This window comes from Pseudoalteromonas sp. NCCP-2140 (genome assembly GCF_023708065.1).
Classification (GTDB): Bacteria; Pseudomonadota; Gammaproteobacteria; order Enterobacterales; family Alteromonadaceae; genus Pseudoalteromonas.
This window is the reverse complement of the sequence record NZ_BRCZ01000004.1, coordinates 252851-266019: the sequence shown is the minus strand read 5'-3', so window position 1 is coordinate 266019 and position 13169 is coordinate 252851. Positions and strand designations below refer to the sequence as shown.

Genomic DNA, 13169 nt, shown 5'->3' with positions numbered 1-13169 from the left:
CCAAAACAAACTTAATAACAAAGTTCATCATCCATCTTAATTATTATTTTTTATCTATTTTTCAAAACTATACCTAAATTATTAGTTATATTTTTAGCTTTGTGGTCAGTCTTGTTTATTGAGAGTTTTTCGTTCACTATCAATTTATGGCTTGTTATATAGGGACATATTTTGGCCGAACTTTACAATACAAAACTGCCAGTTCATATTGCTGAGTTGAAATTTGCACTCGATAACGTACCCGCCTATGTTTATATAAAAAATGAACTTGGGCATTACGTTTATGCAAATAAACTTACTTTAAGTTTGTTTGCCTGTTCTGAGCAGGAGTTACAACATAAAAGCGATATTGACTTTTTCCCTCATCCAGATGTCAAAGACCTCGCTAAAATTGACAAACGGGTGCTCAGTGGGGAGCGCACGCGTGAAGAAGTACAACTAACCTTTCCTGATGGAAATAAATATACTTTTTGGGAAGTAAAAACCCCAATATTTTGTGACACAGAGCCAAATAAAGTCATTGGTATTTTAGGTATATCTACAGATATTACTGAACGTAAGCACCTTGAAGAACAACTCCTCTATGCTGCCTCTACTGACCCGTTAACTGAACTTTTAAACCGCCGCTATTTTTATGTTCATTTATCACTTGCGTTACAAGTAAGCAAACGAGATCAAAACTATGGCGCAGTAATATTTATCGACTTAAATAAGTTTAAAAAGTTAAACGATCAATATGGCCACAACACAGGCGATGCTTATCTTTTGGAAATTGCCAATCGAATGAAAACGGTTGTGCGCGAAAAAGATTGCTTAGCTCGCATTGGAGGCGATGAGTTTGTCGTACTACTTGGCGGGCTTGGTCGCGATGCACAAACTGCTAAAAACAACGCTCAGCGCATTGCCGATAAACTACAAACCGCTATTGAAGCTCAATTTACTTATCAGGGCATCAAGTACTTTGGCTCTGCAAGCGTAGGAATCACCATGTTTTTAGGTACACAAAAAACTGCTGAAGAGATTGTCGCACAAGCAGATCAACACATGTATATGATAAAACACGCCCTTGAATCTTGAACAAACTAAACAGCTACCCTCAATAATTTAGAGCAGCAGGCAAAATGTGCTGTTCACAAATCATTAGCGCGCATTGCTTTGTGGTGGTAATCTCAGCAGTGAAAAATAATTTAAATTGTATCTAAGGAAAGTACATGGACCCCGTTTCTAGCATTTTAGACCTGTTGTTAAATGTAGAAGTCTTTCTTCTAATTTTTGTTTTAGTGCTACTAAAAAGTAGCGTTAAATTTGTGCCGCAAAATCGTGCCTGGTTAATCGAGCGTTTTGGTAAGTACCATTCGACCAAAGAAGCCGGCTTAAACTTTATTGTGCCATTTATCGACCGTATTGCCGCTGACCGCAGCTTAAAAGAACAAGCGCAAGATGTGCCTTCGCAGTCTGCTATCACCAAAGATAATATCTCGCTTATCGTCGATGGTGTGCTGTATTTCCGCGTGCTTGACCCGTATAAAGCTACGTATGGTGTTGATGACTATGTATTTGCAGTTACTCAGCTATCGCAAACAACGATGCGTTCTGAACTTGGTAAAATGGAACTAGATAAAACCTTTGAAGAGCGCGACATGTTAAACACCAACATAGTTACCGCGATTAACCAAGCATCTGAGCCTTGGGGTATTCAGGTTTTACGTTACGAAATTAAAGATATTGTGCCACCTAATTCTGTAATGGAAGCCATGGAAGCACAAATGAAAGCTGAGCGTGTAAAACGTGCGCAAATTTTAGAGTCTGAAGGTGACCGTCAGTCTGCCATCAACGTGGCTGAAGGTAAAAAGCAAGCCCAAGTCCTTGCTGCCGAAGCTGAAAAAGCCGAGCAAATTTTACGCGCTGAAGGTGAAGCGAAAGCGATTATCGCCGTTGCTGAAGCACAAGCAGATGCACTTCGTAAAGTAGGTGAAGCCGCTGACACCGAACAAGGCCAAAAAGCAATTCAACTCGACCTAGCCACTAAAGCCATTGCCGCTAAAGAAGCCATTGCTCGTGAGTCATCTGTGGTATTACTTCCTGAAAGTGGTACTGACGCAAGCTCGCTTGTAGCTCAAGGTATGTCTATTATTAACTCTTTGAATAAAAAGCAACAAAGTTAGGTGGGCTGATGGCATTTTTAGATACCCATTTAGCCGAAGCACTGATGATTATAGGTGTTATCGCGCTAATTGTTGAAGTTGCTGTACTGGGTATGAGTACCTATGTATTACTGTTTTTAGGCTTATCTTTATTTGCCAGTGGCTTATTAATGAATATAAGTCTACTTGATACGAGTTACACTACCGCGCTTTGGAGCAATATCGTGTTTACTCTTGGTTTTGCTCTCGTGCTTTGGAAACCTCTCAAACGCATGCAGGATAAAACCGATACTAAGCCGATACATAGCGATTTTGCTGAGCTTACCTTTGTCGTTAATGCCGATGTTGATGATAAAGGGTTAACCACACATCAGTATTCGGGTATTACATGGCAATTAAAAAGTCAGTCTCCCATTGCTGCTGGTAGCACAGTAAAAGTAACCGACAAACAAGTTGGCGTACTTTGGGTAGAGGCGGTATAACTCAGCAATAGTTAAACCTCATTTAGAGCCAAAACTCTATTTAGTTTTGTAACCGTGTTTGCTATGGTTAGAAGCACTCACGGTTACAAGCAAGGTTGCGAAAATGAACAATAACAAGGCACTCGTTGTAGAAGGTGGCGCAATGCGTGGTATTTTTGCCACTGGCGTACTAGATGCTTTTATTCAAGCCAATTACCATCCTTTTAATCAATGTTATGGTGTTTCTGCGGGAGCCACTAACATTGCTGCCTATTTGTGCGCCCAATACAAACGTAACCATACAGTGATTACCGATTACTCTTGCCGACCTGAATTTATTGATTTTGTTCGTTTTATCAAAGGTGGCCACCTATTTGATTTAGACTGGCTGTGGCAAGAAACCATCCGTGATATTCGCCTAGATCTCGAAACCTTCGAAAAACAAGCCAGTGAATTTTATATAGTCACAACCAATATACAAACTGGACAGGCAGAGTACTTAAAAGCAAATGCAATTCATCTTGAAGAGCAATTAAAAGCCTCTTGTGCGCTGCCGATTGCTTATCGAGAATTTCCTGTTATCGACAATTTGCAACTTACTGATGGTGGCGTGGCAGATTCTATTCCTATTCGTAAAGCATACGAGATGGGTAATAAAGAAATCACCGTTATTTTATCTCAGCCTCTTGGCTATAAGAAAAAGCCTTCAAAAGCGCCTTGGTTCGTTAAACGTCTTTATAAAAACACCCCTGCATTAGCAGAAGCCACCTTAAGACGCGCAGAAAATTACAATCAAAGCATTGACTTTATTACTAATCCGCCGAGTGATTGTAAAATTAATATTATTGCACCGCCACCCAACTTTGCTGTTGGTCGAACAACAAAGTCATTTGAAAAACTCAGTGCGGGCTATGAAATGGGTTTAAATGCGGGCTCACATTTTTTAACTCAAGTTGCCTAAGCTAACGCTTTAAAAACAGGAACAATTTTTAAGCGTTTTCGAGGTCATTGGCTATACTTTAAAGAGTTATGTTAGCCAAGGATTGACCATGAAACTCCCCCTACCTTTTATTACTGCCCTCAGGCTTTTGATACTCTCTTTTCTGTGTTTATTTTCATTTTTTAGCCAAGCTATTGAGTGGCCTCAACAAGTGCAAACGTCACAAGGCACACTCATTGTTTATCAGCCACAACCCGAGAAACTAAACGGTAATATTTTAACAGCCCGTGCTGCAATGTCATTTTCGGTTTCAGGTAATGACGCAGTGTTTGGCGTATTTTGGTTTACCGCTAAACTAGATACTGATCGCGAAAACGATACCGTCACCGTTCGCAATATGACAGTCACAGATGTACGCTGGCCTGAATCAAAAGATGCAGGAGAACAAAAATTTACTGCTGTCGTTAATGAAGCAATAAAAGCCAGTCAATTCGAAACCTCGCTTTCGCAACTCACCGCCAGCCTTGAAAGTGCAGAAGCAGCAGAACAAAGTTTAATGCAGTTAAAAACCGACCCTCCAACGATTATTTTCAAAGAGCAACTGTCGGTATTATTGAGTTTTGATGGTGAACCTAAGTTTAGTAAAATTGAAAACAGCCAATATGAGCGCGCTTTAAACACCGCCATGACAGTGATTAAAGATAGCAAAAGCAAACTTTGTTATCTCACCGATGGGCAATTTTGGTATCAGGCAAAACAAGCCAAAGGTCCTTATGACTATACTCAGTCACCACCGGCTGAACTTGTAAAAATGCTCCCTAAAGATACCGAAAGCTCCGTTCTAAGTGCACCACCAGCCATTGTTGTAGCCACTAAACCCACCGAACTTATTGCAACAGATGGCGCAGCTAAATGGAAAAGCCTAACCGGTGGCGAGCTCATGTATGTGTTTAACACTGAAACCCCGTGGCTACGTGAAATGCAAACGAATAACATTTATGTCTTGTTATCTGGGCGCTGGTATCGCGCAAAACAACAAACAGGCCCATGGACATTTGTACGCGGCGACGAACTACCCGAAAGCTTTGCCAACATTCCACCTGAATCAGATTTAGGGGGTCTCAGAGTTTCAGTTGCTGGCACTGAAGAAGCTGACGAAGCTGTATTAGATGCAAAAGTGCCGCAAACAGCGGCTATCAGCCGTAAAGATACCAGTTTAACTGTGTACTATGATGGCAAACCTAAATTTGAACGGATCCCGGGCACGCAAGTTTCTTATGCTATTAATACGGATGCACAAGTGCTGCAAATTAAAGGCAAATATTATGCAGTCGATAATGCGGTGTGGTTTAAGGCAGATTCCGCACAAGGGCCTTGGCTTGTTGCTGATAGCATTCCAAAAGATGACATCGCAAAAATTCCTCCAAGCTCCCCCGTTTACAACGTCACTTACGTCGAGATATACGAGTCAACTCCTGAAGTGGTGTATGTTGGTTATTACCCAGGTTACATGTGGTCATACCCTTATTATGGCGTGCCAGTGTATGGTACAGGTTGGTATTACCCACCATACTGGGGCGGTGGCTACTACTACCCTCGCCCACCAACTTGGGGGTTTAATATTGGCTATAACAACTGGACGGGTTGGTCGTTTGGCTTAAGTTGGAGCAATGGTTTTTTAAATCTAGGTATGAAATGGAATGTTGGATGGCCAACCCATTATCGACCTTATCATTGCTGTAATGGCTGGTATGGCGGTGGTTACCGCGGCCCAGTTATTATTAATAATGGCAACATCAATATTGGTAACAAAATTAATGTTGGCCATAAACCTGGCCACCATAATAAACAACCAAGACATAACATTTATAAACGCGATCAAAGTAAATCTCGTCTTGCTTCAAAGCAGCAAGTGAAACGCGATTTAAAAACAGCCATCAGCCAACGCGATAAAGCAAACAACGTGTTCGCCGACCAAAAAGGTAACGTGCTCAAGCGTGATGCCGATAAATGGCAACAACGTGTTGAGGGTAAATGGCAAACATTACCTACCGATAAACAGCAACAAATCAAAGATCGGGCACAAAATATTGACCGCCAACAAGTGCAAAATAAATTGCAAAGCATAGATAAAAGTAAAGCGAAGCAAACATTACAGCAACGCCAGCACACTCAAAATAGGCAACAAAATCGTATGCAGCAATTAAATAGGGCAAATAGAGCACGTCAGCAAGGTATGCAGCGCCAACAAATGCGCCGTAATACACAAAGACAAATGCCTAATCGCGGCCATTAATGGTAAAAACAGGAACAAAACAAAGCCAGTGTAAATACTGGCTTTGTTATCTTAACCAGAGCCAACGCCCCTCTGTGGCTACCTTTAAGTCGTAATAGATATGTATCTTAAGAAAAAGCCTGCAAAACAATTGCAAAAACTTGCTTAAAACCATTTCTCTATTAGCTTTAATACTAAGTCCTTACAAAAATTTGCACGCTCATGTTAAATAACTACACCGTTCGTACGCGATTAGCCGTCTTGGCTTTGTTACCGGTTACAGTTTTTGTGATCACTTCTATTTTTACAATGTCTATTATGTCGGGCATGATAAAAGGCATCGACAGTTTGTATGACGATAGAGTCATCCCCCTTGAGCAGATAAAAACAGTATCGGACAATTACGCAGTTAGCATTGTTGATCTATTCCATAAATACCGCGCTGAGCAAATTTCAAAAACTGACTTTCTAGCCGCCGTTGAAAATGCAAAAAATGTTGCTGATAGCAAATGGAAAAGCTACTTAGGGACCAAGCTAACCACAGAAGAGCAGCGCTTAGTTAATATCGTGGAAAAGAATCTTGCTGTGGTAGAAAGCGCACTCGGCGCGTTTTTAACCCAAGTTAAAAGTGACCAACTTAAAGCAGTGCCTAACGAGGTGTTCGTAAAAAATCTTTACGATGTGTTTGACCCTCTCAGTGAAAGCTATCAAGGGCTAATAAGCTTACAAATCAATGAGGCTAACAAGTTTAAAAACGCCGCAGATAAAGATTTTGCTCAAGTCAGTATCGCTATGACTGCCTCTATCACTATATTAATAATTTTATTATTGGCTATTGCCTTTATTATATACCGCTCTATCCATAACCCATTGTTGTCGTTAAGTGAAACGATAGGTTCTATCTCAGAAAATGCCGATTTGCGTCTGCGCGCCAAAACCCATGGTAATGACGAAATAGCCCAAGCAGCAAACCACTTTAATGCCATGATGGAACGCATTCATGCACTTGTAAATGATGTAACTAGCGCAACACTCACCCTTTCATCCGCTGCAGAGCAAATGAACTCAATTAGTGACCAAGTTGCAAGCACTGCCACAGAGCAAGAGCATCAATCAGCGATGATTGCCACCGCTATTACGCAAATGAGTAGTGCCATTGAGCAAGTGGCCGCAAATGCATTATCAACATCAGAAAAAGCCACTCACACTGATAAAACAGCTAAACAGGGTCAGCAGTCTGTGCAAGAAAATATCGATGCAATAAACCGTCTATCACATATCGTTAATGCGAATACAAAATTAATCAATGAGTTAAATACACAATCAACCGATATCAATCAAGTCGTTATGATGATCCAAGGTGTTGCAGAACAAACCAATTTACTCGCTTTAAATGCGGCCATTGAAGCAGCACGCGCAGGTGAGTCGGGTCGCGGTTTCGCAGTAGTAGCCGATGAAGTAAGGCAGCTTGCGCACAACACGCAAAAAGCCACAGCCAGTATTAACGAAATGATCAGTAAACTACAAGCAATGGCGCAGCAAGCCGTTACCGCCATGGGTAATGCCGACGAAAGTGCTAAACAAAGTGTTGAATATGCAGAGCGCTCATCACAATTACTGACTGAAATTACTCAAGAAATGGCTCTTATCGCCGATATGAACAACCAAGTATCCACCGCAACGGATGAGCAAACTACTGTTGCTAACGAACTAAGTTGTAATATTAATGAATTTAGTAGTAGCATTTCACTGGTTAGCGAAAGCTCGCAACAAAATGCACAAGCCAGCCAAGAGTTGGCCTCACTGGCTTCGCGTCTACAACAGCAGGTGCATGTTTTCAAAGTATAGTCGTATAAACCTGCGCTCAAAAAAGGACTTAAATTAATGAACAGAGCAATACTGATATTTTTAATGACATTTGCTCTGTCGAGTCTACAAGTATTAGCTAATGAACAAATTGTTATTCAGCTTGCTAAACCTAGCTATAACGATGCGGCGAAAAATCAATATATTCACGACATTCTCGACAAAAGTTTTGCCGCAATGGGTGTGGATGTTGTACTGCTTTACAATATTAGGCCTATGAATAATAAACGTGTTGTAGAGCAGCTAAGCCATAATAAAACAATTACCTTAGCATGGCTTTCTTTACCCCAGCAGCAAACTGATTCATTAGTCAGAACGACTATTCCTCTCTACAAGGGCTTACACGGCCAACGTTTGCTTATTATCCGCCATGAAGATCAAGAAAAGTTTAGCAACATCGAAACCCTTGCTGATTTAACTCCCTTGGTTGGCCTACAAAAACAGAGCTGGTCTGATTATACCGTACTGAAAAACAATGGTTTAACAGTCAATGGCGAGCTTGATTACCCAGGGATGGTAAAAGCCCTTGAAACTGGACTCGGTGATTACTTTCCACGCTCAGTACTGGCTATTGGTAGCGAACTAAATAAACTAAAGCAGTTCAATTTTGTTATTGCACCAAACATTATGTTGCAATACCCCAGTGACTATTACTTTTACTTAAGTAAAAGTAATAGTCACATTAGAGATATGCTAGAACAAGGTATGCAAAAACTGCAGCAATCAGGTGAACTTGAGAAGCTCTATTTGCAATACTTTGGTGATGTTGAAAAACAGTTTTCTTTAAAGCAACGTCACATCATAACGCTAAAAAATAAGGAGTAAGCATGCTAAAAGCGCTGATAATTACCATTATGACATTGGCGATTTTTGCAGCGGGTTTTATAGCTGGAGTGTACAGTTTACCTATTTTAACTGAACAACCAGCACCCGATATTGCTGTTTTGAAGCAGCATCAAGGTCGAGCTCAGTTTAGTGCAACGTTTAAGCCCGATCTCAAAGGCTCAGATCGCTTGCATTATGGTGATGGCAAGGTGTATCTAACGAATGATGCTATTTCTATGCAGGGCACGTTATCACCTGGGCCTGACTATCAACTTTATCTATCGCGAAACTTTATTGATAACGAAGCCGATTTCTTAGCACAAAAAGGCACAATGCAGCGTGTTGCAGGTGTGCGCTCGTTCAATGGCTTTAAATTAGTTGTACCACAAGGTATCGATGTCAGTGATTACAATACAGTAGTTATTTGGTGTGAAAGTTTTGAGGAGTTTATTACTGCAGCGCAGTATCAATAGCTGTACTAATAAAAAACAAAGCCGCCTTTGGAGAGGGCGGCTTTAAAGCGGCAACTATGGGTGTGAGCTGCCTAATCAAGAGTCATTGTTTATGCAACTAATTAGGCTGCATCTTCTGTGCTTTGAGTCTCATCGCTGTGGCGAATTAAGTAATCAAATGCACCTAAACTTGCCGTTGCACCACTGCCCATTGCAATAATGATTTGCTTAAACGGCGTTGTTGTTGCATCACCTGCAGCGTAAACCCCCGGTAATGATGTTGCACCTTTGCTATCAATTTCGATTTCGCCAAAGCGAGTCAGTGATAACGCTGAATCTTTTAACCATTCAGTGTTTGGCACCAAGCCGATTTGCACAAAGATACCTGCAAGCTCAAGTGAGTTTTCATCGCCAGAGATGCAGTCAATATAGCTTAAGCCTGTTACTCGTTTACCATCACCAACAACTTCAGTCGTTTGCGCGTTTTTGATAATAGTAATGTTGTTTAAGCTATTTGCTTTACGAATAAGTACTTCATCAGCACGTAAGGTATCAGCAAACTCCAGCACGGTGACATGCTCAACAATGTTTGCAAGGTCAATTGCAGCTTCAATACCTGAGTTACCACCACCGATTACTGCTACCGCTTTGCCTTTAAATAACGGACCATCACAGTGAGGACAGTAAGCAACGCCATGACCGCGATACTCTTTCTCACCGGGTACATTCATTTCACGCCAGCGTGCACCAGTTGCTAATACCACTGATTTAGCATTTAAAACCGCGCCATTTTCTAGCGTAATTTGATAATTATCTTGCTTAGTAAGCGATGCCGCACGTTGGTTTTGCATTACATCAACATCGTATTCTTTTACGTGCTCTTCAAGTTGTGCAACCAATTTAGGGCCTTCGGTCGCTTTAACTGATATAAAGTTTTCAATTGCTAATGTGTCTGATACCTGACCACCAAAACGCTCTGCAACCACACCCGTATTTAAGCCTTTACGTGCTGAATAAATTGCCGCAGAAGCGCCTGCAGGGCCACCACCAACAACAAGTACATCGAATAACTCTTTATCGTTCAGTGCTTCGGCTTGGCGTGCAGCCGCATTGGTATCTACTTTATTTAAGATATCAGTCAGGTTTACAGCGCCTTGGCTGAATAACTCACCATTTAAGTACACAGCCGGTACTGCTAACACATTACGCTCGTTCACTTCGTCTTGGAACAAGGCGCCATCAATCATCGTAGCCGTAACATTTTCATTGTGTGCCGCCATCAGGTTAAGTGCTTGCACTACTTGCGGACATGTTTGACAACTCAATGAAATATACACTTCAAAGTTAAGCGGCCCAGGCAATGATTTAATTTGTTCAATTTCAGTCTCTGATGCCTTACTTGGATGACCGCCTGTATGCAGTAGAGCAAGGATCAAGCTTGTGAATTCGTGGCCCATAGGCACACCCGCAAATGTGATTTGCGTATTGTTAATAGGTGAAGATACCACCATAGATGGACGACGCACATCTTGGCTAGGGTTATCTCGCACCGAGAATCTGTCGCTTAACGAAGCTAAATCGTTTGCTAAGTTTTTAAGTTCTGTTGATTTATTGCTGTCATCCAAGGCGATAAGCAGCTCAACAGGGCTGGTAATAGAAGCAAAGTGGCTTGTTAATTGGTTTTTGATATTTGTATCTAACATGGCTTAGCCCTTGAGTTCAGAATAAATAATCTAGAAAAATTTTAGGGATAACTGCCCATCACCCGCTAATGTGCTTAATGTGAGTTGTGATGGGCAATTAAGGTTGCATTGAGATAGCAAAGCAAAGCTTTGCTATCGTTTAATGCTGTGGCAAATTAGATTTTGCCTACTAGGTCTAGTGAAGGTGCAAGTGTCTCTTCACCTGGCTGCCATGATGCAGGACATACTTCACCGTCGTGATTAGCAATGTACTGTGCAGCTTGTACTTTACGTACTAACTCTTTCGCGCTACGACCGATACCTAAGTCGTGAGTTTCGATTACTTTGATTTCGCCTTCAGGGTTCATTACGAATGTACCACGAAGAGCAAGACCTTCGTCTTCAATCATCACACCGAAGTTACGTGTAATACGACCTGTAGGGTCACCAATCATTGGGAATTTGATTTTACCAATTGTGTCAGACGTATCGTGCCATGCTTTGTGAGTGAAGTGCGTGTCAGTTGATACTGAGTAAACTTCAACACCCATTTCTTGAAGCTGCTCGTAGTAATCAGCAACATCACCAAGCTCTGTAGGACACACGAAAGTGAAGTCTGCTGGGTAGAAGAAGAAGATTGACCACTTACCTAGCACGTCTTTTTCTGTTAGTTCTACAAAGTCACCGTTGTGGTAAGCTGTTGCATTGAATGGTTGTAGTTTTGTGTTAATTAATGAAGTGCTCATAATATTCCTCATTGATGTATTTAAAAAAGTTTAATTAACGCAGCCTTGCGTCGGCTTGATTAATACAATAGAGGTGTGAGCGATCAAAATAAAATTGATTGTTTAGATTAAATTAATTTGTTTTTTAGATTGAAAGATTAAGAATACCAAAAACTATAAAGCCCTCAATCACTTATGTAATCAAGGGCTTTCACTTCAGGGAATAAAATTACTTACTAAAACCATATAAACTCTTTGGTTTAATGTAGTTAGGCTCAATTCCTTGCTCTTTTGCGGCTGCTAACATCACTTGCTCAATCCAACCTGCATCCATAATGTTCATATAGTTACCATCTGGGTCAAAGTTAATGTTAGATCCCATAACCACCATAAAGGTATCGGTCACTTCAGTATTGTCTGCTGGTACTTGAAATTGATGAATAGAACCGCCTGGCTCAAACAAATAGCTACCAGCCACTTGTAAATCGTCAGGGTATTCTGTGTAGTGCCAGCTGCCTGCTAAGGTATATAAATGTACAACCCCAGTATGAAAGTGCTTTGGCAAAACCGTACCCGGCTCAAATAAAACGCGTAATACCCATACCCCATTCTCAGAATCGAGCATGAGTGGATAAATGTGCACGCCTGGTAAAGCGTTTTTAATTAGCTTTTCATCATTTGTATGAATAGTCAGTAAGAAATCTTGATGATTAATAATATCTGGTAATGCCATATGTGTGCCCTCTTTTCACTTGCTTTCAATAAGTTAACTAGTTGCCTTTAATTTGCTGTGGCGGTATCTGTGCGTGGTTCTTCTTTACACAGTCCTTGTTCATACGCCCACTGCAATGCATGTTTCATACCTTGCTGTAATGTAAATTCTGGTTTATAACCAAAAATGTTCTGCGCCTTTTCATTACTGTACGCTGCACTTTTACGACTTAGCATGCGCATGGTCGACGGATTGATATCTGTGGTTTTACCAACAAGGTGATAACACCACTCAATGAACCCTGTTAGCTTTAACGCTAAAGCCAAATTCACTACTGTGACGTGATTTTTCCCTTGTGCCTGTGCCAAGTAATTAAAATAAACTTGATTAGTCACTTGCTCAGGGCCTGATAGATTAAAAATTTCACCGCTTGCATCGTCGCTCATGGCACTTTGGTAAATGCCTTTGACTAAATCATCAATATAAACAGGCCCAAACATGCCCTCTGACACCATGAACTTGCCTTTGGCGATTTCTTGTAATGGGTAAGCTATCCACGGTCTTGAGCCGGGCCCATAGACATCGCCAGGGCGAATTATTGTGACATTGAGTTTTTTACTAGCGTGATAGCTTAGTGATAAATGCTCGCTCATCATTTTCGAATCGTTATAGGCTCTGCCATCAGGGAACAAAGGCGCATCTTCTTTAATATCAGTTTGCCAATCACTACCATAGACGGCGGTCGACGAAATATGAATAAAGCGCTTTACTGTGTTTGCAGCCACCGCTGCATCGAGTAAGTTTTTCGTCCAACCCACATTCGCCTGCCATGTTTGTTTATAGCTAAACGCATTTGAAACAATTGCCGCTGTATGAATAACTAAATCGCAGTCATTCATTATTGAGCGCCAACTCGCTGGCTCATTCAAATTACCAGCAACAATGTTAAATTCTTCACAGGGTGTTAAATCAACGCCGCATACATCGACCCCATGCGCTTTAAAGTAGCGTGCGAGAGTGCGGCCAATAAAACCATTGCCGCCACTGATAAAAACTTTTGAGTAGTTCATTGTGTGTTCCTCTAAGC

The 13169-nt window shown here is 41.2% G+C and carries 12 protein-coding genes; 8 read left to right on the top strand and 4 right to left on the bottom strand.

Annotated elements, in window-relative coordinates; all coding sequences use genetic code 11:
- The first annotated feature begins 171 nt into the window (after window positions 1–171).
- From NFU46_RS10360 to NFU46_RS10325, 8 genes are all read left to right on the top strand, one after another.
- Window positions 172–1077 carry a GGDEF domain-containing protein gene (locus tag NFU46_RS10360; RefSeq protein ID WP_251601642.1) on the top strand — a complete coding sequence of 302 codons (906 nt, stop codon included), beginning with the start codon at window positions 172–174 and terminating at the stop codon, window positions 1075–1077.
- 134 nt (window positions 1078–1211) lie between these two features.
- On the top strand, window positions 1212–2165 hold the full coding sequence (locus tag NFU46_RS10355) for a slipin family protein (protein WP_054562473.1): 954 nt from the start codon (window positions 1212–1214) through the stop codon (window positions 2163–2165).
- Between the two features lie 8 nt (window positions 2166–2173).
- The gene (locus NFU46_RS10350; protein ID WP_251601640.1) at window positions 2174–2626 is read left to right on the top strand and encodes an NfeD family protein; all 453 of its coding nucleotides are present in this window, start codon (window positions 2174–2176) and stop codon (window positions 2624–2626) included.
- A gap of 103 nt (window positions 2627–2729) precedes the next feature.
- Complete coding sequence (locus NFU46_RS10345; RefSeq protein WP_251601638.1) at window positions 2730–3566, top strand: patatin family protein; 837 nt, start codon at window positions 2730–2732, stop codon at window positions 3564–3566.
- 88 nt (window positions 3567–3654) lie between these two features.
- On the top strand, window positions 3655–5841 hold the full coding sequence (locus NFU46_RS10340; RefSeq protein ID WP_251601636.1) for a carbohydrate-binding family V/XII: 2187 nt from the start codon (window positions 3655–3657) through the stop codon (window positions 5839–5841).
- A gap of 201 nt (window positions 5842–6042) precedes the next feature.
- Window positions 6043–7668, top strand: coding sequence for a methyl-accepting chemotaxis protein (locus tag NFU46_RS10335; RefSeq protein WP_251601634.1), 1626 nt, complete (start codon window positions 6043–6045; stop codon window positions 7666–7668).
- 36 nt (window positions 7669–7704) lie between these two features.
- On the top strand, window positions 7705–8511 hold the full coding sequence (locus NFU46_RS10330; RefSeq protein ID WP_251601632.1) for an ABC transporter substrate-binding protein: 807 nt from the start codon (window positions 7705–7707) through the stop codon (window positions 8509–8511).
- 2 nt (window positions 8512–8513) lie between these two features.
- Window positions 8514–8984: a DM13 domain-containing protein gene (locus tag NFU46_RS10325; protein WP_251601630.1), complete on the top strand. Its 471-nt coding sequence runs from the start codon at window positions 8514–8516 to the stop codon at window positions 8982–8984.
- 101 nt (window positions 8985–9085) lie between these two features.
- Here the strand turns inward: NFU46_RS10325 and ahpF are convergent, their stop codons facing one another.
- The 4 genes from ahpF to NFU46_RS10305 form a co-directional block, all read right to left on the bottom strand.
- Entirely contained in the window at window positions 9086–10666 is a 1581-nt protein-coding gene (gene ahpF, locus NFU46_RS10320; protein WP_251601628.1) for an alkyl hydroperoxide reductase subunit F, read from the bottom strand.
- 155 nt (window positions 10667–10821) lie between these two features.
- Window positions 10822–11391: an alkyl hydroperoxide reductase subunit C gene (ahpC, locus tag NFU46_RS10315; protein ID WP_054553958.1), complete on the bottom strand. Its 570-nt coding sequence runs from the start codon at window positions 11389–11391 to the stop codon at window positions 10822–10824.
- A 208-nt stretch (window positions 11392–11599) separates the two neighbouring features.
- Complete coding sequence (locus tag NFU46_RS10310) at window positions 11600–12103, bottom strand: 2,4'-dihydroxyacetophenone dioxygenase family protein (RefSeq protein ID WP_054562481.1); 504 nt, start codon at window positions 12101–12103, stop codon at window positions 11600–11602.
- A gap of 47 nt (window positions 12104–12150) precedes the next feature.
- On the bottom strand, window positions 12151–13152 hold the full coding sequence (locus NFU46_RS10305; protein ID WP_251601626.1) for an NAD(P)-dependent oxidoreductase: 1002 nt from the start codon (window positions 13150–13152) through the stop codon (window positions 12151–12153).
- Window positions 13153–13169: the final 17 nt, after the last annotated feature.

Bases quoted from the DNA above. Each gene is read 5' to 3' on its own strand.
- NFU46_RS10355 (WP_054562473.1), top strand. From the start codon at position 1,212: ATGGACCCCGTTTCTAGCATTTTAGACCTGTTGTTAAATGTAGAAGTC.
- NFU46_RS10350 (WP_251601640.1), top strand. From the start codon at position 2,174: ATGGCATTTTTAGATACCCATTTAGCCGAAGCACTGATGATTATAGGT.
- NFU46_RS10345 (WP_251601638.1), top strand. From the start codon at position 2,730: ATGAACAATAACAAGGCACTCGTTGTAGAAGGTGGCGCAATGCGTGGT.
- NFU46_RS10340 (WP_251601636.1), top strand. From the start codon at position 3,655: ATGAAACTCCCCCTACCTTTTATTACTGCCCTCAGGCTTTTGATACTC.
- NFU46_RS10335 (WP_251601634.1), top strand. From the start codon at position 6,043: ATGTTAAATAACTACACCGTTCGTACGCGATTAGCCGTCTTGGCTTTG.
- NFU46_RS10330 (WP_251601632.1), top strand. From the start codon at position 7,705: ATGAACAGAGCAATACTGATATTTTTAATGACATTTGCTCTGTCGAGT.
- NFU46_RS10325 (WP_251601630.1), top strand. From the start codon at position 8,514: ATGCTAAAAGCGCTGATAATTACCATTATGACATTGGCGATTTTTGCA.
- ahpF (WP_251601628.1), bottom strand. From the start codon at position 10,666: ATGTTAGATACAAATATCAAAAACCAATTAACAAGCCACTTTGCTTCT.
- ahpC (WP_054553958.1), bottom strand. From the start codon at position 11,391: ATGAGCACTTCATTAATTAACACAAAACTACAACCATTCAATGCAACA.
- NFU46_RS10310 (WP_054562481.1), bottom strand. From the start codon at position 12,103: ATGGCATTACCAGATATTATTAATCATCAAGATTTCTTACTGACTATT.
- NFU46_RS10305 (WP_251601626.1), bottom strand. From the start codon at position 13,152: ATGAACTACTCAAAAGTTTTTATCAGTGGCGGCAATGGTTTTATTGGC.